The 25,302-nt window shown below is 59.0% G+C and carries 21 protein-coding genes; 13 read left to right on the top strand and 8 right to left on the bottom strand.

The annotated features are described in order from the left end of the window. Positions 1-17: 17 nt before the first annotated feature. The 3 genes from VEG30_10655 to VEG30_10645 form a co-directional block, all read right to left on the bottom strand. A complete protein-coding gene (locus VEG30_10655) occupies positions 18-1,748 on the bottom strand; it encodes a SpoIID/LytB domain-containing protein (GenBank protein HXZ80380.1) in 1,731 nt (576 codons plus the stop codon). A gap of 16 nt (positions 1,749-1,764) precedes the next feature. After that, positions 1,765-2,721: a penicillin-binding transpeptidase domain-containing protein gene (locus VEG30_10650; protein ID HXZ80379.1), complete on the bottom strand. Its 957-nt coding sequence runs from the start codon at positions 2,719-2,721 to the stop codon at positions 1,765-1,767. Between the two features lie 97 nt (positions 2,722-2,818). Next, entirely contained in the window at positions 2,819-3,982 is a 1,164-nt protein-coding gene (locus tag VEG30_10645; GenBank protein HXZ80378.1) for an aminotransferase class I/II-fold pyridoxal phosphate-dependent enzyme, read from the bottom strand. Positions 3,983-4,226: 244 nt separating this feature from the next. Here VEG30_10645 and hisI point away from each other — a divergent pair, with 244 nt between their 5' ends. From hisI to VEG30_10590, 11 genes are all read left to right on the top strand, one after another. After that, positions 4,227-4,577 carry a phosphoribosyl-AMP cyclohydrolase gene (hisI, locus tag VEG30_10640; GenBank protein HXZ80377.1) on the top strand — a complete coding sequence of 117 codons (351 nt, stop codon included), beginning with the start codon at positions 4,227-4,229 and terminating at the stop codon, positions 4,575-4,577. Next, positions 4,574-5,458 (top strand): ATP phosphoribosyltransferase, encoded by an 885-nt coding sequence (hisG, locus tag VEG30_10635; GenBank protein ID HXZ80376.1) that lies wholly within the window; start codon positions 4,574-4,576, stop codon positions 5,456-5,458. Before hisI ends, hisG begins: the two co-directional genes overlap by 4 nt. Before the next feature lie 34 nt (positions 5,459-5,492). Continuing rightward, the gene (gene hisD / locus VEG30_10630; protein ID HXZ80375.1) at positions 5,493-6,740 is read left to right on the top strand and encodes a histidinol dehydrogenase; all 1,248 of its coding nucleotides are present in this window, start codon (positions 5,493-5,495) and stop codon (positions 6,738-6,740) included. Beyond that, positions 6,733-7,809: a histidinol-phosphate transaminase gene (gene hisC / locus VEG30_10625; protein ID HXZ80374.1), complete on the top strand. Its 1,077-nt coding sequence runs from the start codon at positions 6,733-6,735 to the stop codon at positions 7,807-7,809. The genes hisD and hisC overlap by 8 nt, the downstream gene beginning before the upstream one ends. After that, on the top strand, positions 7,806-8,393 hold the full coding sequence (gene hisB, locus VEG30_10620; protein HXZ80373.1) for an imidazoleglycerol-phosphate dehydratase HisB: 588 nt from the start codon (positions 7,806-7,808) through the stop codon (positions 8,391-8,393). Before hisC ends, hisB begins: the two co-directional genes overlap by 4 nt. After that, positions 8,390-8,998: an imidazole glycerol phosphate synthase subunit HisH gene (gene hisH, locus VEG30_10615; protein ID HXZ80372.1), complete on the top strand. Its 609-nt coding sequence runs from the start codon at positions 8,390-8,392 to the stop codon at positions 8,996-8,998. Before hisB ends, hisH begins: the two co-directional genes overlap by 4 nt. Before the next feature lie 46 nt (positions 8,999-9,044). After that, positions 9,045-9,896, top strand: coding sequence for an imidazole glycerol phosphate synthase subunit HisF (gene hisF / locus VEG30_10610; GenBank protein HXZ80371.1), 852 nt, complete (start codon positions 9,045-9,047; stop codon positions 9,894-9,896). A gap of 115 nt (positions 9,897-10,011) precedes the next feature. After that, a complete protein-coding gene (locus VEG30_10605; GenBank protein ID HXZ80370.1) occupies positions 10,012-10,686 on the top strand; it encodes a HisA/HisF-related TIM barrel protein in 675 nt (224 codons plus the stop codon). After that, positions 10,640-11,530, top strand: a complete 891-nt coding sequence (locus VEG30_10600) for a 2OG-Fe(II) oxygenase (protein ID HXZ80369.1) — start codon at positions 10,640-10,642, stop codon at positions 11,528-11,530. The genes VEG30_10605 and VEG30_10600 overlap by 47 nt, the downstream gene beginning before the upstream one ends. Before the next feature lie 553 nt (positions 11,531-12,083). After that, a complete protein-coding gene (locus VEG30_10595; protein ID HXZ80368.1) occupies positions 12,084-15,176 on the top strand; it encodes a vitamin B12-dependent ribonucleotide reductase in 3,093 nt (1,030 codons plus the stop codon). 206 nt (positions 15,177-15,382) lie between these two features. Beyond that, positions 15,383-15,679: a hypothetical protein gene (locus tag VEG30_10590; protein HXZ80367.1), complete on the top strand. Its 297-nt coding sequence runs from the start codon at positions 15,383-15,385 to the stop codon at positions 15,677-15,679. 128 nt (positions 15,680-15,807) lie between these two features. Here the strand turns inward: VEG30_10590 and fabG are convergent, their stop codons facing one another. The 3 genes from fabG to VEG30_10575 all read right to left on the bottom strand — a co-directional run bounded on the left by fabG (position 15,808) and on the right by VEG30_10575 (position 18,491). Next, positions 15,808-16,554 carry a 3-oxoacyl-[acyl-carrier-protein] reductase gene (gene fabG, locus VEG30_10585; GenBank protein ID HXZ80366.1) on the bottom strand — a complete coding sequence of 249 codons (747 nt, stop codon included), beginning with the start codon at positions 16,552-16,554 and terminating at the stop codon, positions 15,808-15,810. Positions 16,555-16,798: 244 nt separating this feature from the next. After that, a complete protein-coding gene (locus VEG30_10580) occupies positions 16,799-17,542 on the bottom strand; it encodes a DUF2071 domain-containing protein (protein HXZ80365.1) in 744 nt (247 codons plus the stop codon). Positions 17,543-17,660: 118 nt separating this feature from the next. Beyond that, entirely contained in the window at positions 17,661-18,491 is an 831-nt protein-coding gene (locus tag VEG30_10575) for a hypothetical protein (protein HXZ80364.1), read from the bottom strand. 202 nt (positions 18,492-18,693) lie between these two features. Here VEG30_10575 and VEG30_10570 point away from each other — a divergent pair, with 202 nt between their 5' ends. Both VEG30_10570 and recA read left to right on the top strand, forming a co-directional pair. Continuing rightward, entirely contained in the window at positions 18,694-20,250 is a 1,557-nt protein-coding gene (locus VEG30_10570) for an FAD-dependent thymidylate synthase (protein HXZ80363.1), read from the top strand. 257 nt (positions 20,251-20,507) lie between these two features. Then, positions 20,508-21,581: a recombinase RecA gene (gene recA / locus VEG30_10565; protein HXZ80362.1), complete on the top strand. Its 1,074-nt coding sequence runs from the start codon at positions 20,508-20,510 to the stop codon at positions 21,579-21,581. 181 nt (positions 21,582-21,762) lie between these two features. On the opposite strand, the gene VEG30_10560 is transcribed toward recA, so the two are convergent. Together VEG30_10560 and VEG30_10555 are read right to left on the bottom strand one after the other, a co-directional pair. After that, positions 21,763-23,322, bottom strand: a complete 1,560-nt coding sequence (locus VEG30_10560) for an amidase (GenBank protein HXZ80361.1) — start codon at positions 23,320-23,322, stop codon at positions 21,763-21,765. A 75-nt stretch (positions 23,323-23,397) separates the two neighbouring features. Continuing rightward, positions 23,398-25,236: an alpha-glucosidase gene (locus VEG30_10555; GenBank protein ID HXZ80360.1), complete on the bottom strand. Its 1,839-nt coding sequence runs from the start codon at positions 25,234-25,236 to the stop codon at positions 23,398-23,400. Between the last annotated feature and the right edge of the window lie 66 nt (positions 25,237-25,302).

Genomic DNA, 25,302 nt, shown 5'->3' with positions numbered 1-25,302 from the left:
CAACACCTGCTCTAAGCTCAGCGCATCCCGATAATCTGGCTGTCAGCAATCGACGGCGGAAGCCCTGTCGTCACCCAGTTCAACACCGAATCTTTGCCATATTGGGTTGCCAGTGAGCCTACCGCTCTTTGCGCCTGGGGATATGCAGCCCGCAGCTTCTCCTGCTCACCTGATCTCAGATCTCGTTCCACTTGAATCAAGTCAATTTGGCGTCGGCGTGTATTGGTTTGATTTTGCTCGAGCCACAAGACCAGTCCTTCGCGAAACCACAGGGGCAGATCGGGACGGGCCCGGCTCTCGACCAGCAGATGCAGAAATTCGTGGTGCAGTGTTGCTTCCAACTTTTCGCCGAGAACCGACGGCGGCTCAATTCTAACCACCCGGCCGCGTGTGCTCGCCGCCACCCATCCCGGCTGTCCTGTCGTGTCACGATAGATACTGACAGTCGGAAAGACTCTCACCTGGGGCCTCGTGCCTGGCGTCCACCCCGTCGCTTGTCGTGCTTTCTTCAGCGCCCTCTCGGAAGCGATTACCACCTCGCGGTCCGCGTTTGGCTGCGTAGTCACCACCTCCACTTCCTCGCCGCCTAATGCCTGCCAGCGCAACCCCTGTGCATTGATCCCCAGAAGCGTTCCCGGATAGTAGTACGCCAGAATCTCCTGATAATTTTTACCGGCTGCTCCCATCAATTCCGCGCCCGACTGGCACAAACCCACCCCGTGCCCCTGACCCCGGCCGTGGAAGATAATGCGGTCACCGTCATCCTGAAGCTCATACAAATCGCTGCGCAATTGATCCCAGCCAAGTGCGCGCCCTATAGCGAACCGCAGGCTTGCAGCCGGAATGCTGACCCCGTCGATGTTTAACGTTTCCACTCGACCGGAGGGGAGGCGTGTTTCGACAGCAACAGTGCGCAGCCGAGGCGGCACCTTCAATCCAGCGGAAGCGAGCGCCTGTCCCAGTTCCGATTTGCTGATTTCGCCGTGCCACTCGCCGCGATCGCTGCGCAGGCAGAACTGGTCTTCATGCTCACGCAGATAGGGTGCTTCCAAGGCAGCGTCGAGAACGCTCCCGCGCTCGATCATCCCGCCACAGCTTCGACTGTAGTAGGTGGCCGCGGGCCGCCCGTCGTACCAGAGTAATTCACCTTCGGTCGCGGACACTGCCGCACGCACCCGCGCGGGCTCCACTCCTAGCCGCAGGTCCTGGCAATGCGTCGTGTCGCAGAAATCGAATCCGTCAGCTGCATGCCGAGGCAGGAATCTCACCGCGTAAGTGCGAGCCGCAACCGCCATGGCTTTTAACGCTTCATCGGACTTGAATCCTCCCGCCTCACCGGCCAGCACCGCGGCCACGTAATCCTCCAGCGGCATTCTCGCGGTTAATCGCAAATGGCCGTGATACCCGGAGATCGTTAGAGGCCCCGAAACCTCGAATGGCGCGAAGCCTTCTCCCTCCACGCGAATTTTGCCGAAAAATTCTCCCCGCCGCCAAAGCCGGCCCGAAGCCCGCAGGCGGTCGCCGTCCGCCGAAAACGCGATGGCCTCCTTCCAGGTGCAAGCCTGAGCAGCGCTTTCTGGATGAACAACTACGCCTGCCCTCGCCTCCATGGGTATGACCTTTATCGCTGTCGGCGGATGCAGCCAGAACAGACGCACGCGGACACAGCGCGGCTCGGCGCGGGCGCTGCCCATCAAAAGCAACAGCAGAAGCGGAAAAACCGGCCACGGATTGGGACGGATTCTCACCAATGTGTTTTCGTCTTCAGTTGCTGTTCCTACTTGAACTCATTTTTTGGTGCCCAGCAAAATAGGCTGAAAATATTTGCCCTGCGATCGCCGCTGCGTCCGTGGGTCCGCGGCCTCGCTCGAGGAAAACCACCAGCGCAATTTCGGGCCGATCAGCCGGAGCGTATCCCGCAAACCAGCCGTGCGTCCACGATCCCTCATCGGCCAGTGCGGTCCCCGTCTTTCCGGCTAGGTCCATTCCCGCAACCCTCGCCTTTTGTGCCATGCCGTAGCGAATGGAAGCTTCGAGTCCCGCGGCCACTGTCTTCAGCGAACTATCCCGGTCTCCAGACTTGCTGGCCTGCGCCACCCCACGATAAGCCCACAGCAATTCCAGAGGCGTGACCTCAATTCCATACTCCCCAACCGACTGCAGCTCGCGTTGCTCCAGCGTGCCCGCCTCGTTCACGTTGCCGGTTGTTTCGTCCGGTACCGCTCGGGTTCGGGAAGTGAGTCCTGCTTGCACGAGTGCGTCGCGCAACTCTGCACTTGTCAGCCGCGCCGCATTTTGAATGAACCAGGAGTTGCAGGAGTATGCCAGTGCCTCGATCGAATTCAGCGGCACTCCCGTCTCGGGATGTGTGCAGTCGAGGTGATGCCCGCCGACCTCAACCGTCCTCCGGCACATCAGGCGCGTATCAGCGCCGGTTTTGCCGTTCCGTAACAACGCCAACAAGACGAACGGTTTTATTGCTGAACCCGGCCGGGCCAGGCGGCGAGCAGCCGCAGCAGGATGGTGCGCGGCGATGATCTTTCCCGAATCTACATCCACAACCACCGCGCTCCCGCTACGGCCGGCCATCGCCCGGGTGAGAGCGGATTGCAATTCAGCTGCGGGCGCAGACTGGAAGTCGCTGGTTGCAGCTCCCGTAGTGGCTCGTGCGCGTGACGGACTCTGTGCCAACGCTGCACAGGAAAGGCACGAGAGAATCAAAATCCAGCTTGAAACGGAATCACTGCGCCATCTGCGCCTGGCGTCCGCTCTCTCTCCCCCGCTCCTCAGAAAGAAAGAGAGTTGTCCCACCCCGAGTCTAGCTGCGCACCAGGACCCGTTGCAGGCGGCGGCAAGCCTCTTCCAGGTCGGCATCGGTCTTGGCATAGCAGAAGCGCAGCAGGTTTTCACCGGCTTTGTCATGATAAAACGCGCCGCCCGGAACCGCCGCCACACCCGCGGTTTCCAGCAAGTGCATCGCTCGATCTTTGCTGTTTTTGCCCGGCAGCCGGGATGCATCCGCCAAAAGGTAATAAGACCCAGCAGGCATACCGCAGGTGAATCCCGCTTCGGCCAATGCCCGGCAGAGCAGGTCGCGCTTCCTCTTGTAGTCACGGCGCAAACCTGCGTAAAAGCTTTCTGGCAGTACTTTGATTCCGGCTGCTACCGCGTGCTGTAGCGGCGCCGGCGCGCAGATGTATGCCAGGTCGCTGTAGTAGCCGATCGCACCCGCCCAGCAAGTCGAGCAGACCGCATAACCGATACGCCAGCCCGTGATGCTGAAGGTCTTCGAATAGCCAGAAATCGTAATCGTTCGCTCACCCATCCCCGGCAGCGTGGCGATGCTGATGTGGCCAGCATCGTCGTACACGAAATATTCGTAAATCTCATCTGTGAAGACGAAAAGATCGTGCTCCTGCGCGACCTCCGCGATCCATTGCAGTTCGGTGCGAGTGAATACTTTGCCCGATGGATTCGCGGGGGTGTTGACTACGATGGCGCGTGTACGTGGGCTAATGGCACGCTGCAGGTCTTCGCGCTCAAATTTCCAGTCGGGGGACCGCAGCGTGATGTAACGGGGCACGCCGCCGACAGCCTCCACCGTGTGCACGTGATAGCCATAGTACGGCTCGAACAGCAGCACCTCATCGCCCGGATTCAACATCGAGAGAGACGCACAATAGAATGCGCCGGTGGATCCCACCGTGACCACGATCTCGCGCTCCGGATCGGCTTCGATTCCGTTAAACGCACGCATCTTCTCGGCAATCGCCTGGCGGAGTGCGCCAACGCCGTCCAGTCGCGTGTACTGGTTCTGTCCGCTTTCGATAGCCCGCTCGGCCGCTGCCCGAACTTCGGGCGGCACCGGCGTGTCGCAGATACCCTGCGCCAGATTCACTCCCCGTACGCGCTCGCACTCCACGGACATAGTGCGGATATCGGACTGGCTTATGTGCGCGGCTCTTTGGCTTAGCTGTGGCATGATCGTTCCTGGACTGAGCTCTATATTACCCAATGCCCAGCCCGTAATGGCCGCAACTTTCCTTTGACATCGGGGTCAATAAACACATATGCTTGCCTTTCTTATGATCTCGCTGACCCATCGCCATCATCACCATTCGGCGCCCAAGTCAGCGGAGGTCTGCGGATAACGCAATAGCAAATCAGGATTCCGAGGCCCGCTGGCTTAAAATCAGCGGGCCTTTTGTTTTTCGGGTGACCATGCAATGAACACCGTGACCATCGACTTTGACAAAATGCAGGGCCTGGCCCCGGCCGTGGTACAGGACGCCTCCGATGGCGAAGTGCTTATGGTGGGTTTTCAGAACCGTGACGCTTTTGAACTGACCATGCGCACAGGTTACGTGACCTTCTTCAGCCGCACCCGTAATCAGCTCTGGACCAAAGGCGAGACCTCGGGCAATCGCCTGCGGGTTCTCTCCGCCAGCACCGACTGCGATTACGACACAGTGCTCTACCGCGTGACCGTAGAAGGCGACGGACTCGTATGCCACGAGGGGACTCGCTCATGCTTTACGCGCGACCTGACCCTCCCCCCTGGGGAGACGAAGCGATGAGCCGAAAACTCACTCTCGGCATTCCCAAAGGCTCGCTGCAGGACGCCACCGTGCAACTGTTCGAACGCGCGGGTTGGAAAATCTATGTCAGCGGTCGATCGTATTTTCCTGTCGCCGATGATCCCGAGATCGACTGCATGCTGATTCGTGCGCAGGAAATGGCGCGCTACGTCGAACAGGGAGTAATTGACGTCGGTCTCACCGGAAAAGACTGGCTGATCGAAAGCGGCCTGGAAGTCGAGGCGGTCGCTGATCTGATTTATGCCAAGCAGAGCCGCGGCAAGGTTCGCTGGGTGCTTGCAGTTCCCGAGGACTCGCGCTTCCACCGCGCCGAGGACCTGGATGGGTGCGTGGTCGCCACCGAACTGGTGAATGTCACTAAGAAATATTTCGCCGGCAAGCTCATTAATGTCAGAGTCGATTTTTCCTGGGGCGCGACCGAAGTCAAGCCGCCGACGCTGGCGGACGCGATTGTGGAAGTCACCGAAACAGGCTCTTCGCTGCGCGCCAACCGCTTACGGATCATCGACACCATCATGGAGTCCTATACCCAGGTGATCGCCAACAGGAAGTCTTTCGCCGATCCCTGGAAACAGGAGAAGATCCAGAACCTGGCGCTGATGCTGACCGGAGCGATCGCCGCTCAGGGTCGGGTCGGGCTGATGCTCAATGTGCGCAAGGATGACCTGGCAGGGGTTCTCGCAGTGCTTCCCGCTCTGAAGCGACCCACCATTTCTGAACTCGCCGCCGATGACGGCGAACAATGGGTAGCGGTGAACACCATCATCGAAGAAACCACCGCGCGCGACATCATCCCGAGATTGAAGGCAGCGAAAGCGCAGGGGATCGTGGAGTACCCTCTAAATAAGGTTGTGATGTGATTTTGCCAAGCCGGCTCGAAATCGGAACAGCGCAATGCGCATAATCAAAGGACGGGCGATTGCCGCACAACTAAAGAATCTGGAATCTCGCCGTCTGCTGTTCGCCGCGCAAACCGAGCGCGTGGTGGCGCGAATTGTCCGCGATGTCAGAAGCCAGGGTGACGTCGCGCTTCGCCGCTATGCCGAACGGCTCGACGGCCTCTCGCGGCAGCAGCCGTTTCGGGTTACGCAGACAGAACTGCAGCGCGCGCTGACTTCGGTGAACCCCGAATTCCGCCGGGCTCTCGAAAGCGCCTCTCGCAATATCCGCCAATTCGCGGACTGGCAGAAGCCGCAGGAATTCCTGCGCGAGGTTCAGCCTGGCATCTCAGTAGGACAGGTCATTCGGCCACTGGAATCGGTAGGATGTTACGTCCCCGGTGGCCGTTATCCCTTGCCCTCGTCGCTGTTGATGACAGTCATCCCAGCCCAAGTGGCCGGTGTCGGGCGGATCGCGGTGGCATCTCCGCGACCTGCGCTCGAGACGCTCGCTGCGGCAGCCCTGCTCGGAGTGAACGAGTTCTATGCGATTGGCGGCGCTCAGGCCATTGCGGCTCTGGCCTATGGAACCCGGAGCATTCCTGCCGTGCGGAAGATCGTAGGTCCAGGAAATCGCTTCGTGACCACCGCCAAGAAACTCGTCGCATTCGATTGCGCCATCGATTTTCTCGCCGGACCTACGGAGACTGTCCTGGTAAGCGACACCGGAACCCCCGCATTTATTGCCGCTGATATGCTGGCGCAGTCGGAGCATGACCCCGATGCCCGCGCTGTCTTCATCACATCTCGGCCTGATCTCGCGAAAGCCCTGGCCGTCGAACTGAAGAAGGGAGCGCAGACCAATTCCGCGGCTGCGCAATCGCTCGCCAGGAACGGACTGATTTTTCTGACCGGGTCGCCGGCAGCATCGATGGAAGTTGCCAATGCGATCGCCTCCGAGCACCTCACCGTGGCCGAGGCGCAACTCGGAGATGTTCGCAATGCGGGATCGATATTTATCGGTGACTACACTGCGCAGGCCTTGGGCGACTACGCATCCGGCCCCAATCATGTTCTGCCCACCGCCGGGGCGGCGCGCTTTCGTGGCGGTCTGAGCGTGTTGGATTTTCTGAAGATCGTCACCGTGCAGCAGGCGACGAGCGATGGCATTCGCAGTCTCGCGCCTGTGGTCGAAACCCTGGCGCGGGCGGAGGGCCTGCAAGCGCACGCTGATTCCGTCCGTGTGAGGTGCAGCCGTGCTTAAACCCCGCGAGTCAATTCGCTGCCTGAGCGCATATCACGCCCCGGCTGCGGGCCGCTCGGGCCTGAATCTGGACCTGAACGAAAATACTGGCGGCTGCTCGCCCCGCGTCCTTCAACGCCTGAAGTCGCTTACTACCCTGGACATCGCCCGATATCCTGAGCGCGAGCAGGGAGAGCGCCTGGTTGCAGATTTCCTGGGATTGAGTCCTGAGCAGGTTCTACTGACCAACGGGGTGGACGAAGCTCTGCACCTGCTGGCTGAAACCTACCTCGGAGAAGGCGACGAGGCCATTCTGATCGCTCCCACCTTCACCATGTATCCCATCTACATTCAAGCCACCGGTGCGCGCATTGTTGAGATCCCTTGTGCCGAAGATTTTGCCTATCCGACTGATCGCGTGCTCCAGGCCATCAACTCGCGCACCCGCCTGATCGCCATCGCCAATCCCAATAACCCCACTGGAACCACAGTGCCGCGCACCGACCTGCTTCGAGTCTTGCAGGCAGCTCCCGATGCCGCAGTGATCGTGGACGAGGCCTATTTTGAGTTTTTCGGGCAAACCCTTCTCGACCAGCTTCCAGATTTCGACCATCTCTTCATCACCCGTACCTTGTCCAAGGCCTATGGGCTGGCGGGCCTTCGTTTGGGCGCTCTCCTCGGGGCTGCAACGCAGGTTGATCTGATTCGTCGGTTTGTCCCGCCCTTCAATGTGAATGGGGTGGCGCTCGCCTGTCTTGGGGAAGCGCTGGCGGATCAGGAGTTCGTGCACTCTTACGTCGAACAGGTCAGAGAGGGCCGAGCCCGCCTGCAACAGCTCTGCGACGATCTCGGATTGCATTACTGGCCAAGTCAGGCGAATTTCGTTCTGGTGCGTGTGGGCCCACGCAGCCAGCAATTAAGCGCAGCGCTTGAGCGCCGTGGCATTTTGGTGCGCGACCGCAGCTCGGAGCCGGGTTGCACCGGCTGCGTGCGCATCACCATCGGACTCCGCCAGCATACCGAGCAATTGCTCGCTGCTATGCGTCTGGCCCTGGCGGATATCGGGGTCACCAACCGGGTGAGCGCATGAGGAAGGCGAAACTGCACCGGCAAACCACGGAAACCGATATCCGTCTCGCACTGGTCATCGAGGGCTCAGGAAAATATTCCGTGTCCACCGGGATCCGTTTTCTCGATCACATGCTCGAGCTGTTCACTCGTCACGGCGGCTTCGATCTCAAGCTGACCTGCCGCGGTGATCTGGATGTAGACCAGCATCACACCGTGGAAGACGTCGGCATTGCATTGGGCGAAGCGTTTGATAGTTCTCTGGGCAGCAAGAAGGGCATTAACCGCGCCGGATACTTCCTCATGCCGATGGATGAAACTCTGGGCTTGGCCGCGGTTGATCTGAGCGGCCGTACCGCAGTGGTCGTCGAGAGCAAGGTTCGTACACGTCTGGTGGGGGACTTGCAGTCGGAGCTGGTGCACGATTTTTTTGACGGCTTTGCCCGCGGCGCGCGCGCCAACATCCACCTTAAAGTGCTCTATGGCCGTTCCAATCATCATAAGGTGGAAGCGCTGTTCAAAGCGTTTGCCCGCGCACTACGCGTGGCCTGCGCGCGCGACAAGCAACTGGCTAAAGCTCTGCCCAGTACGAAGGGGTTGCTGTGACCAAGCTTGCCATTGTCGACTACCATGCCGGGAATCTCGCCTCGGTGCGCAAGGCATTCGAGCATCTCGGCCACGAAACTGTAATTACCGAGGATCCCGGGCTGGTGCGCAGAACTCGCCGTCTGGTGGTTCCCGGTGTCGGCCACTTCACTGCCACACAGCGGCTCACTGAGGTCGGATTACGCGAGGCCATCCGGGAGGCGCTCGCACAAGGCGCCTCTTTCCTCGGCATCTGCGTGGGCATGCAGTGGATGTTCGAATCCAGTACGGAGGCGCCGGGAGTGCCCGGGCTGGGCCTGTTTCGCGGCGAGGTGGAAAAGTTTTCCAGCCGCGTGAAGTCGCCTCACGTGGGCTGGAACCAGATTGAAATGCTTGCCCCATCGCGGCTGCTCGCAGGCGTACCTTCCGGCGCCTTTGTTTATTACACGCATTCCTACCGCGTACCGGTGATGGAAGCAACCGTTGCCAAGACCGACTATGGGACGCCGTTCACCGGTGTGGTGGAGAGAGCAAATCTGTTTGGTGTGCAGTTTCATCCTGAAAAATCTGGCCAGGCGGGACTGCGAATCCTGGACAATTTCGCCATGCTCGAGGATGCCGCCTGATTCGCAGGTCCTCGGCAAGGTCTCTGAACAAACGAGTCTCGATCCGGTGTTGACCAAACGCATCATCGCTTGCCTCGACTGCTCGCGCGGACGTGTGGTCAAAGGTGTTCAGTTCATGAATCTCCGTGACGCTGGAGATCCGGCGGAACTGGCTGCTGCACACGCGGAAGCCGGCGCCGATGAAATCGTGCTGCTCGATATCAGCGCCACCCACGAAGGACGTGGAACCCTGGTGAGCACCGTTCGCCACACCGCGCGCGTGCTCTTTGTGCCTTTTACCGTAGGCGGAGGCATTCGCACCCTGAGAGACGCGGCCGCGATCTTCGACGCGGGAGCAGACAAGATCACCATCAACTCTGGAGCCGTTGCCGACCCGTCTTTGATTACCCAGATCGCCGAACGCTTCGGCTCGCAGGCGGTAGTGGTCGCTATCGATGCCAAGCGTTTGGCCACTGACGTCAACCGTCCGCCCACCCGGCAAGGCTCTTCTGAAACCCATCAGGGACACGATGCCGACCTCGCTTCGAGCCACAATTTGTTGGGCGATGCCGAAGTCTATGTGTCCGGAGGCCGCAAGCCGACAGGCCGGCTTCTTTTCCCTTGGGCCAAAGAAGCCGAAAGCCGCGGTGCGGGGGAAATTCTCTTTACCTCCATGGATCGCGATGGCACGCGTGAGGGCTTCGACTGCGAGCTGACGGCCGCGGTGGAACGCGTGGTCTCAATTCCGGTAATTGCCTCCGGTGGCGCTGGTTCGATCGAGCACTTCATCGAGGTCTTCCGAGATGGCCATGCCGACGCCGCATTAGCGGCCTCGATTTTTCATTTCGGCATTCATTCCATCGGCGACCTCAAGCGCGAAATCCAGGCTGCTGGCATTGCCATGCGCTGGCCGGTCTAGGAATGTCATCTTGAGCAAGGACGGGTACACAAATCCCGTCCCAATCGAAAGAAGTTGTGCCTGAATTTGCGGACCAGGTTGCTGCCTGTCCTGGCGAAAGGTCGCTTTACTCCGCATGCTGATTCCTTCAATCGATTTGATGGGCGGCAAGATCGTCCAGCTGGTGCAAGGCGATAAGAAGGCGCTCGCCTTCGATGACTTTGAATACTGGATCGAGCGATTCGCGCGTTATCCACTGGTGCAGCTCATCGATCTCGATGCTGCCATCGGCACAGGAAATAACGCGGACCTGATCGCCCGCTTTTTGTCGCGCCTCCCCTGCCAGGTTGGGGGCGGGCTCCGCTCTCTTGAGGGTGCGCGGAGGGCGATTGATTTGGGTGCTCGCCGGGTCATTATCGGCTCGGCGCTGTTCCGCGATGGCGCCATTCAACATCAATTTGCCGCCGAACTCGCCACCGCCCTCGGTCTCGACAAGCTTACCTTTGGAGTGGATAGCAAGCAGAGCCGCGTCGCCATCCATGGCTGGCGCACGCTCACCGATTTTTCTCCCGCGATTGCCATGCGCGCCCTGAACGATTACTGTGGCGCCTTCCTCTATACCCACGTGGACACCGAAGGACTGATGCAGGGCTTTCCCCTGGAGGTGATTCCCGAGTTGGCCGCGGCTGCCAAACGAAGACTCATGGTGGCTGGCGGCATCAGCACTCAGGCGGAAATCGAGCAACTGCATCAGCAGGGAATTGATGCGATTGTCGGAATGGCCATTTACACGGGGCGAATTCTGGTCTGAGCCGCTGAATGCCATCGCAAGAAATGGATATTGCTGCGGTTGGGATCGCGGTACGCTGTCTTATACACCACTTATGGCTGCAACGCGATCAGGAAGCATTTCTCAAAGCACAGGTATTTCAGAAAGAGCCGAGGCCCCTTCGATCCAGGCACGTCTGGCGCAGCTCGATTGGGATCGCATCCTTCAAGATCTGTGGAATGACGGCTGCGCCCTCACTCCGGCAGTCCTCACGCCAAAAGAATGCGGCGAACTCACAGGTCTTTATGGCGACGACTCGCAATTCCGCAGTCACATCGTCATGAAGCGTTATCGCTTCGGCTCGGGCGACTATAAGTACTTCGCTTACCCGCTTCCGCCCATCATTCAACAGCTTCGCGAGTCCGCCTATCCACCGCTGGCCCCGATCGCCAATGCCTGGCATGAAGCGCTCGGAATCGCAACCCGCTTTCCTGCTGCTCTGCCGGAGTTTCTCGAGGTGTGCGCGGAACATGCACAGACACGGCCCACGCCTCTCCTCCTCCACTACCAAGCCGGCGACTACAACTGCCTGCATCAGGACGTCTACGGCGAGATTGCATTTCCTCTGCAGCTGACTTGCTTTCTCAGTCGCAAAGACGTGGATTACACCGGCGGCGAGTTCGTCTTGGTCGAACAGCAGCCACGAGCGCAATCGCGTCCCGAAGTCATTGTGCCCCAGCAGGGACAAATTCTGATCTTTACCACGCGTTACCGCCCTGCCAAAGGAAGCCGCGGTTTTTATCGCCTCAATCTGCGTCACGGTGTCAGCCGCGTGCGTTCCGGAACCCGCTTCACTCTGGGCCTGATCTTCCACGATGCGGCGTAGGACGAACTTCTGCACAGCGCCACTTCTTTCCGCACAGGAGTTCCACAGAAATCATAGTGAGCACTGCATTTCTTGAATTGACCTTCCTGCTGCCCGTTCGTAGATTGCGAAGCAGATGAGTTTTGGATCGCACCGAGGTTAGCGCCAAACTACAGGCGCGACCCCGGGGGATTCGCCTCCAGCCTGGCGGCATCACCCGAGAAGCCGGACAGCTTCCGGGTCAGTTGCCGCAAAATTTGTTTCGGTCTTCCAGTTGTGGAAATTAATCCGGGATTTACCATTGAGTAAATAGCTGAATTCAGAGAATGTGCGGATTTCAGCGGCCAAATCTGTCAAGTCCCATTACGGGTAAGAATCGCCCAGGTTAAGTAACAGATGTACAATATATAGTATGAGGTACTTGACAGGCCCAACATACGGGCGTACTTTCAGCATCCCATAGCGAGTTTTGAGCTTCCATCTGGCTTGAACTCCTTCCCGGTATGGATGCTGTGCCCCCGCAGCGATTGCCGGTGAGCTGGGCAGAATTGCCATCGGATTCAGGAGACCAAAGATGTCCGAACTCAAAGAAAAATCCGCCATCACCTCTGAAACCAACTCCTCTCCCGCTGTTGGCATCCAGGACCGCATCCCGGAGAAAGAGAAATCCGACCGCAAGCGTGCTCCCGGCCTGCAGTTCCGCCGCCTGTTCACCACTGCCGGAGTCTCGCCCTACGACACGGTGGAGTGGGAATTGCGCACTGCTCAGATCTCCGATGCCAATGGCAAGACCATCTTCGAGCAGAAGAACGTAGAAGTCCCCAAAGACTGGTCGATGACGGCGACCAACATCGTAGCCAGCAAATACCTGCACGGACCTTTGGATACCCCGGAGCGCGAAACCGGAGTGCGCCAGCTCATTACGCGCGTGGCTGAAACTATTCGCGATTGGGGCCTTCAGGGCGGATACTTCCGCAGCCCCGACGATGCCAGTGTCTTCCACGACGAACTGGCTCACATCCTGCTTTATCAGATGGCGGCTTTTAACTCGCCGGTCTGGTTCAACGTGGGCTGCGATCGCATCGAACCCAACTCCGACGCCTGCAACTGGCACTGGAATCGCGAGACCGCGCGCGTCGAGTTCACTCGCACCGGATATCGCAATCCCCAGTGCTCTGCCTGCTTCATCAACTCGGTTCGCGATTCTCTTGATTCCATCCTCACCCTGGCGAAAACCGAAGGCATGCTCTTCAAGTGGGGATCGGGAACAGGCACCAACCTTTCGCCACTGCGTGGGTCGATGGAGAACCTGTCTGGCGGCGGCCAGGCTTCGGGTCCCCTGAGTTTCATGAAAGGCTTTGACGCTTTCGCCGGCGTGATCAAGTCCGGCGGCAAGACCCGCCGTGCTGCCAAGATGGTGATCCTCAACATCGATCACCCCGACATCGTGGACTTCATCGACTGCAAGGCCAAGGAGGAAGCCAAGGCGTGGGCACTGGTGCAGTCTGGCTACGATGGCTCGTCGCCCGATTCGGAAGCCTACAGCTCCATCTTCTTCCAGAATGCCAACAACTCGATTCGCGTTACCGACGACTTCATGCTGGCCGTCGAGCGCGATGCCGACTTTTCGACTCTGACCGTCAAAGACCGCAAGACCGTCTCGACCTACAAGGCTCGCGCCCTGCTGACCAAGATCGCCGAAGCCACCTGGCAATGCGGCGATCCCGGCATGCAGTTCGATACAACTGTCAATCGCTGGCACACGTCGAAGAATACGGCGCGGATCAACGCTTCCAACCCCTGCTCTGAGTACATGTTCCTTGACGATTCCGCGTGCAATCTGGCATCGCTGAACCTGATGAAGTTTGCCCCCAACGGCACCTTCGACATCGCGGCCTTCCGTCACGCGGTGGACGTGCTCATCACCGCGCAGGAAATCCTGGTGGATTTTGCCGGCTATCCCACGGAAGCCATCACCAGGAACTCGCACGATTATCGCCCGCTAGGCCTTGGCTATGCCAACCTGGGCGCGCTGCTCATGGCCGCAGGTCTGCCCTACGACTCCGATGGCGGCCGCGATTATGCTGCCTGCGTTACCGCCATCATGTGCGGCGAGGCCTACAAGCAATCATCGATCATTGCCGAGCAATGCCCGCAACTGGAACCGGCCACCGATCTGCTCACGCAAAACGCGGGCTTGATCTCCGGCGGAGCCTGTCCGGGCTTTTACCTCAACCGCGAGCCCTTCCTTGACGTGATCCGCATGCACCGCGCTTCCGTGAACAGCGTGGGCAGTTCGCTGTCCTCGACCACGTCGCTGGTGAAAAGCTCGCAGCTTCCGGAGTTGATCGCCGCTTCCAAGTCCACCTGGGACGAAGCCCTGGCTCACGGAGAGAAGTTCGGCTATCGCAATTCGCAGGTCACGGTACTGGCGCCGACCGGCACCATCGGCTTCATGATGGATTGCGACACCACCGGCATCGAGCCCGACCTCGCTCTGGTGAAGTACAAGAAGCTGGTCGGCGGCGGCATGATCAAGATCGTCAACAACACCGTTCCGGCTGCGCTCTTCAAGCTCGGTTATACCACTGAACAGGCTGCGGCCATCGTCGGCTACATCGACGCCACTGGAACCATCGAGGGAGCTCCGCACATCAAGGAAGACCACCTGCCGGTGTTCGACTGTTCCTTCAAGCCCGCGAAGGGCACGCGCTCCATCCATTACATGGGACACCTGCGCATGATGGCTGCCACACAGCCATTTATCTCGGGCGCCATCTCGAAGACCGTGAACCTTCCCGAGTCGGCCACCATCGAAGAGATCGAGCAGGCCTACATGCAGGCCTGGCGCCTGGGTCTGAAGGCGGTGGCTATCTACCGCGACGGCTGCAAGAAGTCGCAGCCGCTTTCAGCCGCGGGCACCGCCACAGCGATGTCGAAGAAAGAAGACGCAGGACAAGCCGCCCAGCCGGAGCGCAGCTCCGGGCCAATCGACGAGCGTGATGCGCAGTCGCCACCGCGCGCGGTGCGTCATCATCTGCCGGTGGAGCGCGCCTCGCTCACCCACAAGTTCAACATTGCCGGTCACGAGGGCTACATCACGGTGGGCCTCTATCCCGACGGCCAACCGGGGGAAATCTTCATCACCATGGCCAAGGAAGGATCGACCATCTCCGGCCTTATGGATTCCTTCGCCCTGGCCATTTCCATCGCCCTGCAACATGGCGTGCCGCTCAAGCTCTTGTGCGAGAAGTTCTCGCATACCCGTTTCGAGCCCAGCGGCTGGACCACCAACGCTGACATCGGTTACGCCAAGTCGATTATGGATTATATCTTCCGCTGGCTGCAGTTGCGCTTCATCGAAGGCCAGCAGGGAATCTTGTTCGAGGGATTGCGCCCCAAGTCGCCGATTGCCGCTTTGCCGGAGGAAAACGGCAGCTCGGTCGGAGGTGATGTGCACGCGGCGTCTTCCATGAAGACGGCGGGACCGCGTGCCGGCGCAGGCGCTCATACAGGCGGCGCGGCTCACATCCACGCCGCCGATGCGCTCAAGAATTTCGTGGACCTGGGCGACGCACCCACCTGCCACGTCTGCGGCGCCATCATGACGCGCAACGGTTCCTGCTACCGCTGCATGAGCTGCGGCTCGACCAGTGGGTGTAGCTAAGACAGCCATGGCGCTGTCATTTTGAGCGAGGACGCGGCGAGCCAAGCCGCGTCCGAGTCGAAGGATTTCGCGGTTGAAGCAGGACCATCGGATCGAAGCTGATCACCAGCTGGATTGCTTGACGCCAATCGCTAATTGCTAAGTGCCAACTGCTAACTCCCGTTCGCATGCGACAATCTCCTTGATCTTCTATTCGAGGAGTCAGCATGCAAAAGAACCTTCTGTGGCCGATTCTCCTGATCACCCTTTTGATCGCAATGTGGACCGCTAGTCAGCGGGCCGCTGCTTCCGCAAGCCAGGCATCATCTTCGAGTCAGGCCCCGCCTCCGCCCGCCGCCAGCAGCCAGTCGCAAGTCACCACGCGGGCCTATTCCTTTAACAACGATGTCGGGCTGAGCGAGTTGAACGATTTTCTGACAAAGTATCCCGGCGCGAAGGCAGTGGCCGTTACCGTGGATCCCAAGATGAACCGCATCATCCTGGTGGTGGAGATCCGGCAGTAGGTGGAGTTGCGATCCCGGTTTTGTCATCACGAGGAGAACGAAGTCCGACGAGGGATCCGCAGTTGCATACTTCGCACGTGACCGCCGCTCAGGGGGACATTGCGCGGTGGCCGTGCACAAGAACGCCCTCACCCCATCAGCATCCCGCCGTTCACGTTGAGCACGTGGCCGGTGATGTAGCCGGCTTCCTCCGAGGCGAGAAACGCTACGGCATTGGCTACATCTTCGTCGGTCCCGACTCGTCCCAGCGGGATGAGTTTCAGTGCGTTCTCTTTGAAATCGGCAGGGAGCTCCGCGGTCATCGCCGTCTCGATGAATCCGGGCGCTACTGCATTGACCGTAATATTGCGCGAAGCTACCTCGCGCGCGATGGCCATCGTCAGCCCGATCAGCCCGGCTTTTGACGACGCATAATTCGCCTGTCCCACCTGCCCCATTCGCCCGAAGACGCTGGTGATGTTGATGATCCGTCCCCAACGCTGTTTGAGCATCGAACTGAGCACCTGCTGAATAGTCAGGTAAGCGCTGGTGAGATTGGTATTGAGCACCGCATCCCAATCGGCGCGCTTCAGGCGCAGAATGAGCTGGTCGCGGGTGATCCCGGCATTATTGACCAGGATGTCGATCTTCCCGAGTTGGCTGAGCGCCGCCTTGATTGCCGATTTGATTTCATCTTCATTGGCCACGTCCATCTTGAAGACTGCAGCCTGTCCGCCGGCACTGGTGATTTCGCCGCAGACCTCCGCCAGTTTCTGCTGGTTACGTGCAGCCAGGGCTAGCGTCGCTCCTGCTTTTGCTAATCGCAGCGCGCAGGCGCGTCCGATGCCTTGTGATGCGCCCGTAACCAGCGCCACATGTCCCTTCAGATCGCCCATCCATCGCTCCCGACAGGAAGCCGAGATTATACGGGTTCGCAGAGCCCTGGCCACGGATTTCACAGATTCATATGGATCTCTTTTGAAATCTGGATTCACAAGGTCGTTTGCAGATCCGGTTGAAGTCTCTCGCTGCGGACGTCTTCTCGGCTGGGGCGGGCTGTATATGAAGTCCAGATTTGCTGGTTTTTGATTTCCTGATGCTGATCCGTGTGAATCCGTGAAATCCTTGGCCAAACTTCCTTCACAGGATCCTTCTCAGCGGCCAAACCAGAACCTTTAACTCTCGGGCAAACTGCAGCACGGGCTGGGAATCGGGCAACTCGATGCCGTCGGCCTGAGCCACTTTGTTCAACTCAAGCTCGAGCTCCGCATCCTGCAGCGGCCACGGCAGGTGATGAATCTCCGCGCGATAAACCCGTCCCTGCCGCACGGTATAAAGGCAATATCTCTCCGTAAGCCAGTGCTCAAGACTCCCGGCGCAACTGTGCCAAACCTCTCCCACTGACCGGTATCGTCCGCGGAAGTCAGCCTCTCCCAGAGGGCAATTCCTTCGCCGGCTCTGATACGAAATCCAGCCTCCTTGGCGCCGCAGTGACATCCGCGCGTGGAAGTAGGGCAGCTTGTACAACCAGCGGGCAGCCCTGACCGCGGACAAGTTGGCCGCGTCCAGGCTGAAGAAGTAAACCCCAGGCTTGCCTCCAACCGTCACGTAAGTTCGTACATTGAGCTCGTGGAAATTCGAAATCCCCGGAATCGCGGGCAGAAATGGCCGCCGCAGGCCAACGATGGTGAATGGAATTAATCCCACCCACGCCAGACCTTCGCGAACGTCTAAGGTCAATTCTCGTGGTACAAGAGCCCGAAGTTTCTCCGGCGCCAGCGGCCAGTGCGCGAATAGCAGATCACGCCAGGTCTGCACCATGACATGTGCCCCGCTAGGTAGCGGCCAGGGTCGGTGGTCGACCCTGTCGAGAATTGTGTTCATTGGTTCCGATAATAATCAAATTTGTTGTGAGAGAAGCAAGATGGGCCGATCAGGCGAAAGATCAGCGCGGTGCTGCAAACATCGCTATCGGTAAAATCCTAAGTCGAAACTGGACTGATTATTTGCCTGCGGCAACCTGCGTGCTAGAAGAAGACTGGATCGGCGAGGCCTGGTAATCCTGATGCACCACATCTACGATCGCGCGCCCTACCAGGCGGGTCTGGGCTACCGAGTGCATCCGCACCGGCAAGCTGAATCCGGTGACATCCGCGTAGTCCTGGGTAAAGCTGATCCTCTTCACGAAAAATGACGGAGACTTTGCCAGCGTGCCCTCGGAACGACGCAGGCTCCCGCTGTAGGCGTCGAGGTAAATCTTGCCTTTAAAAAGCCCCACACGCTTCTTACGGGGCTTCACCTGGAAAACGTGAACCGTCTGCCCGTTCAGCGTGTCGGTCCCTTTGTAGCTGAAGTGGTAATTGTCGGCAGTAATCGCCGATTGCGCCCCGTTACCTTTCTCGACGTGTTCAACTTCCGATTGCAGGAATCGATTGATGATGTTGGTCTTCACGAACGTGTCGCCGACAAAGGAAACCGAGGTAAAGGCCAAAGATCGCGGCGCTGAAAATACCCGGTGCAACTCGAACCGGCCACGCTGGGAACTATCGGGAAGAACGGCTTCGACAATGGTGAGATCGCTGGTGGCGCCCAACTCGGCCATCTGGTGTCTCGCGTGCTCCAGGTATGTGCGCAGGGCTACATCAGACGGCATAACAGCGCGAGGGTCAGGTATCTCAGACGCGATCGGTCTCGATACGGAGATGCTGTCGTCAGCGAAGAACTCGGCGACGCCGGGGCTGTGATCCGGGGAGAAAAAGTTTTGCGCGGGCGAGGGCGCGACCAGCGCAAGAGACAGCAAAATCCCCACTGCTATGTATGAGAACTTACTCATTCAGAGTATGAGAGCCCAGGCTATCCAAGGAATAATCCGCTATTATCATCGACAAGAACTTCATTCGCCAACACCTTTCTTATTAGAGTCACCAATCCTGTAAAGGATTCATAGGAAAAGCCGCTGCTGCCCTGCCAACTGGAAGGATTGCAGCGCCGCTGATGGCCGATTACTATGCCATCGCATGTTCATGGAAACTCTCATGACTCCGCAACAGCAATCCACAGAGGCTTCAACCATCGAAGTGTTTGCGGTTCATGGCGTCGATCCCGAAGTGCAAGCCTACGCCATGGCGAAGTACTCGCGTTCCGCGCTGTCGATGAAGGAGTCGCTGCGCGAGATCAACGAGCAGAAGGCGGAAAAATTTCTCAACACCTTCTACTTTCAGTACGGCCATCGCTCCATCGCGGACTTGGCCCACATCGCCATGGCCATCGAGAAGCTTTCGATTCTGGCGGCGATCACCCTGGTCGACGAGCAGCGTTGGGATGGCCAGGAGCGCTCCACCCGCTATCAGGATTTTCGCAAGGGAAAATATTACGTCCCGGATTTTGGCGGCGACCGCGACGCGCAGCAGCTTTTTCAGGAGACCGTTGATTCGCTCTTCCGCGACTACGAAATCCTTTCTGAGCAGTTATTCGAGTATTTGCGGAATCTCACGCCGCGACCCGAAGACATGAAGCCCGACGCTTATGAACGTACGCTCCGGGCCCGCGCTTTCGACATCACACGCTATTTGCTGCCGTTGGCGACCAACACGTCGCTGGGGCAGATCGTCAACGCGCGCACCCTGGAAGGGCAGATTTCGCGTCTGCTTTCCGACCCGCATCCCGAGATTCAGCACCTCGGCGAACTACTGAAGCAGGCATCGCGCGCGCCGGCCTGGAATGTGAATCAGGCGAAGTTTAGCGACTTGATTGCGAAGCTGTGCCAAATCGATGAAGACCTGGCGCGCCAGGCAAGCGAACTGTTGCTGAGAGAAGTTCGTGTGGCGCCTACATTAGTGAAATATGCAGAAAAGAGCGCATACCTCACGGACACGCACAACGAACTGCGGCAAGCCGCCGCGGAGTTGATGCGGAACGCTGAAATTCAACCAGCACGTCCGGTGGAACTTCTCGACCCTGATCCGCTGGAAATTGAACTCGCGACCACACTGCTGTACGAGCACTGCCAGTATCCCTACCGGCAATTGCGAGAGCGCGTTGAGGCCCTGAGCTCCGCCCGGCGCGAAGAAGTCATCAGCATGGGCACGAAGCACCGTGGGCGTCACGATGAGTTGCTGCGCGCGTTCGCCGCTGGGCAGGCGCTTCGTTTCGACATCCTGATGGACATCGGCGGTTTCCGCGATATGCACCGGCACCGCCGCTGCACCCAGATCGGGCAGGAGTTCACCACGGCACACGGCTACGACACTCCCGAGGAGATCGTCGCCGCTGGTAAGCGCGACATATATGACGCGGCAATGAAGCGTGCCGCGGCAGCTTATGACTGGCTGGCAAAACGCCCGGGCCAGCCGTCAGCGACTGAGAGTGCGCAGTACGTGATTCCGCTCGCCTTCCGGCGGCGAACTCTGTTTAAGATGGACTTCGCCGAAGCCGTGTACATCGCGGAGCTGCGCTCCAAGCCCGAAGGGCACATCTCGTACCGCCGTGTGGCCTATGCCATGTACGAAGAGGTGGCGCGCAAGCATCCCACGTTGGCTGCGGTCTTTCGCGTCAAAGATGTGACGGAGCCTGTGGATTTGCTGAAGCGATAGCGCCTTCCCATGTCGCCCCAAGCTTGGGGAATGGTGCCAGGAATGCTAACCTCCCGAATCGGCTTTGCTTCGCTTTTTATTCGCTTCTGGTTTCCACAGGAGATATAATCTGGCGTCCAGTACAATCGGGGTGGAGTCATACAAAAGGCCGCACTGATTCGATTCCTTGATGGATATTCGCAGACTGGTGCCCTCCCCCATCCCGGCGGACGGCCAATGCCCATGCCAATCAGCGGCAACATATCAGGAGTGTGTTCATGGCTGAAGCCACAGTAGAACGGAACCGGGCCATCGATCTGGCCCTCTCGCAAATCGAAAAGCAGTTTGGCAAGGGCTCCATCATGCGCCTGGGGAGCAAGGAAGCTATTGTTCCCATCGCGGTCATCCCTACCGGCTGCATATCCTTCGACGCCGCCCTCGGCGTGGGCGGGTTCCCCCGCGGTCGAGTAGTCGAGATCTTCGGACCCGAATCTTCCGGCAAGACCACCATAGCTCTGCAGGTAATCGCCGAGGCGCAAAAGACCGGCGGCATGGCTGCCTTCGTCGATGCCGAACACGCTCTCGATCCGCAATATGCCCGCAAGCTGGGCGTGGATGTGGACAACCTGCTCGTCTCTCAGCCCGACTACGGCGAGCAGGCCTTGGAGATCGCCGAGGCTCTGGTTCGCTCGGGGGCGATTGACGTATTGGTCATTGACTCCGTCGCCGCCTTGGTACCGAAAGCCGAACTCGATGGCGAGATGGGCGACAGCCACGTCGGCCTTCAGGCGCGCTTGATGTCGCAGGCCCTGCGCAAGCTCACCGGCATTGTTTCCAAGTCGCGCACCTGCCTGGTATTCATCAACCAGATCCGTGAAAAGATCGGCGTGATGTTCGGCAATCCCGAGACCACCACCGGTGGTCGTGCGCTGAAGTTCTATGCCTCGGTGCGGGTGGACATCCGCCGCATCGCCGCCATCAAGGAAGGCGATCAGGTGGTGGGATCGCGAACTAAAGTAAAAGTAGTGAAGAACAAGGTCGCGGCTCCATTTCGTGAATCGGAATTCGACATCATGTACGGCGAAGGCATCTCGCGCGAAGGCGATCTGCTGGACATCGCCGTGAACAATAACCTCGTCGAGAAATCTGGCGCCTGGTTCAGCTACAAGGGCGAGCGCATCGGCCAGGGGCGCGAGAATGCGCGCGCCTTTTTGAAAGAGAACAAGGACATCACCGCCAAGATCGAGGCCGAAGTCAAGAAAGCCATCGGTCTGGTCGTAAAGGAAGAAAAGCCAGCACCGGCGAGCCCACCGCAAATCGAACACGCCAAGGCGGTGTCGATAAGACGCTAGGTATTCCAGGTGTGTCCTCGGCGTCAGAGTCTGTGTGAGAACTGACGTAATTCCAGGCTGTCATCTTGCGCGAGGGCCGAATGCCCGGGGTCCCCAGCAAACCCGCTGTTGGTTTGCTGGGGTGGCTGGAGGCCCGAGTCGAAGGACCGGCTGTTTCCAAACCTGGGATGATCTGGTCAATTTAGGCGTACCCCTTCGGCGGTTTGTACCCGCCAATCACTTTCGACAGCTGAGCCGCGAACTCGATCGGCGTGGCGTCTTCCAGCCAGGGACCCAGTATCTGCACCCCCAACGGCAATCCTCCGGACGTAAACCCGACTGGAGCGGCAGTAGCAGGAAATCCCGTCATGGTCGCAAAACCAGCCCAAAAGAGCGTGTCGGTGTAAGGGCGCGGGCCTTCAGGAGTGTTCAGCGTGCGCGCCGGCATCGGCTGGCTGTGATCATGGGGAAACGCGGGAACTGTGGCCACCGGCATTAGAAACACATCATGCGTCTTGAAGTATTCGCGCCAGGCGGCGCCAGCGTTCTCGCGCGCCGCCATGACCCGGAAATAATAGATATGGGGCGCATAGGGTGCGAAGGCAAATGCCTCGCCGATATTCTTGGGCGGCGGCAACGGAGCCTTCTGAAATAAATCTGGCGGAGGCCCGCCAGAGATGATCGGCGCTAACAGCTCGACATACGTCAGATACTCTTCTGTGAGGTTGACTCCTTGCGGCCAGCCCTCCTCCGTTTTAACGCCTGCCTTTTGCAGCGCGCGCACCGTTTCCTCGAGCCCACTGCGTACCTCTGACGAAACCGGCGCATTCTTGTCATCCAGGACGTAACCCACCCGAAATTCCGAAAGTCGCAAATGGCGCGCGGCCGGCAGCGACCAGCGATATGCCACCTGATCCGCCTCCACCGGGCCACCCAGCACCTCAAGCAGCGCCCGCAAGTCTTCAGCGTTGCGCGCCAGTGGCCCAGCAACCGGGAGGTGCAGAGGAATATCGGTCACCCCCGGCGGTGGTGGGATATGTCCTTTCATGGGCACGACATCAACCGACGACTTGTGCGCATAGATGCCGCAGAAATCTGCGGGAACGCGCAGTGAGCCCCCAATGTCGCTGCCCACCCCAAAGTAGCTCAGTCCACTGGCGATGGCGGCAGCTTCGCCTCCGCTGGATCCACCCGGAGTGCGCGTCACGTCCCAGGGATTGTTCGTGGTACCGAAGATATCGTTATAGCTCTGCCAATCGGCGGCATACGTGGGCACGTTGGTCTTGCCCAGGATGACCGCGCCCGCTTTCCGATAGCGGGCAACGCACACCGCATCCTGCTTGGGGACATAGTTCGCCAGTTCTTTGGCGCCGCAGGTGGTGCGAACTCCCTCCACCTCGAAGCTGTCTTTGATGGTGCAAGGAACACCATGAAACGCTCCCCACACCTGGCCTTTGGCCAGCGCCCCATCAGCGGCACGGGCGCGCTCGAGCGCCTGGTCGGCAGTGAGCGTGACGATGGCATTGAGCTTGGGATTAAAGCGGTCGATGCGCGCCAGGACTGCTTTGGTCAATTCAACCGAACTGATCTTTTTCTTGCGAATCGCAGCAGCGGCCTCGAATGCAGAGGCAAATTCCAATTCGGCCGCAGCGCTGGCCGCCGCTGATGATGTTACGGGAATCGTAGAAACCGCAGCCGCTGCAACTACCGCTGCGCTTCCCTTAAGAAATGTGCGTCTGCTAACAGCATCGTTTTCTGGCATGGAGTTCCTTGGCAAGTTTTCTGTTGGCGAAAAATCATATCCGAGAGAGATGTCTTTCCCAGGCATGCGACGGTCCTAATTCACTGCAGCTATGAATACCCCGAACGCGGGAATGACTAGGGACTTGAGCGACACCGAATTCTCCTTACTCAACGGGGCCGTGAGCAGCGTGCGGGCGATGGGATTCCTGATCCCCTCCGCCGAAAGATCAAGGCTGATTGTCCGCGGCTCAGCACTCATATTCAGCGCCACGAGCACCGAATTTCCCTGTCGAGGCTTGCGCAGAAAAGCCAAAACGTTGGGATCGTCACGGTCCACCGAAATATAAGCGCCCTCCCGCAGCCCTGGCTGGTTTCGCCGCAACGCCAGCAGGCGCTTGTAAAAACTTAAAATCGAATCGGGATCCTTTGCTTCCACCGCAACGTTGTATTGCTGATAGCTGGGCGGCACCGGCAGCCAGGGTTTAGTCGAAGTCGTGAAGCCCGCATTTCTCGACGCATCCCACTGCATCGGCGTCCGCTCGCCATCGCGGCCCTTGTCCTTCGGCCATCCTGTTCTGCCCACCGGATCCTGGACATCTTCTTTGCGGACCGGTGACGTAGTGCGCATGCCGATTTCTTCGCCGTAGTACATCTGCGGAGTCGCCCGAGTCGTCAGTAGAAGCGCCGCCATCAGCTTCGCGATCTGATCATTGTGGACACCATCGCCGTAGCGATCCCATTGCCGCGGTTGGTCGTGATTGCTGAAGAAGTATTCCGGCTGGCCGCCAGCCGGATTGTGCTCTATCTCCTCCAGCAGTCGCCGGAATTCCGGCGCTGCGAGCCGGTTCACATCCGCAATCTGAAAATCCATGGGCAGTTGGATCTCATCGTTGCTCTTGCCATACATCTTGGAAAGCTCGCTGATGTTCGGCTCATCGGCTTCCGATATCAGCACCGCATTCCCGGGATAGCCATCCACGATTTGCCGCAACTGCCGCAAAACATCGTGCACTTCCGGAAGATTGTCTGTGTACCTGTGCTCAATATTCGGATCGCCGTAGGCGTTGAAGCCGGGCAGTATTGGATCGTCGTGCAGGTCGGGGTCTTCAAACAACCGTGACACGGCATCAACGCGAAAGCCGGCGGCGCCGCGATCCAGCCAGAATCGCAGCACGTCGTACATGGCTTTCCGCACTTCGGGATTGCGCCAATTCAAGTCCGGTTGCTGGACGTAAAAATAGTGGTAGTAGTGCTGGCTGGTTTTGGGGTCTAACGTCCAGGCGGAATGGCCGAACCAGGAAAGCCAGTTGTTCGGCGGTCCGCCATTCTTGCCGTCACGCCAGATGTACCAGTCGCGCTTGGAATTGGTGCGCGAGGAGCGCGATTCCTTAAACCAGGAATGCTGGTCGGAGGTGTGGTTGAGCACCAGGTCGAGGATCACGCGGATATTGCGTTTCTTGGCTTCCTGCATCAGACGATCAAAATCCGCCATGGTGCCAAATTGCTGGTCTATGGCCTCATAGTCAGCAATGTCATAACCGAAATCGACCTGCGGCGAAGGATAGAAGGGCGTGATCCAGATGGCATCAATGCCAAGGTCGCGCAAATAGTCGAGACGCGAGGTGATGCCCTTCAGATCGCCGACACCATCTCCGTCGCTGTCCTGAAAACTCCGCGGATAGATTTCGTAAATGACCGCATGCTTCCACCAGGGATCGGACGAGGCAGGAGCAGAAGCCGGCGCTTTCGCCGCGCCGGAAGGAGCGCCTTGGGCTCGAAGCGTCCCGGGACTGGCGGTGACGACTAGAGTGGTAAGGATGCAGCAGAGGACAAGCCTTCGAAGCAACGAAATTGTCGGTAGCTGGAGTCCCATGCGGCGCTCCAGCATAACAAAGGCAAGCGTGTCCTGCAGCCCGATCGCTCGGCTTCCCATGCTGCTCAATCTTCAGGTTGCCCCGCACCTTCGCCAGCCCTTAGAATCGCTTCCAGCAGGCCGCTG

The organism is Terriglobales bacterium, assembly GCA_035624455.1.
GTDB lineage: Bacteria > Acidobacteriota > Terriglobia > Terriglobales > Acidobacteriaceae > DASPRM01.
The sequence above is the reverse complement of the archived record's forward strand: the minus strand, read 5'-3'. Positions and strand labels throughout refer to the sequence as shown.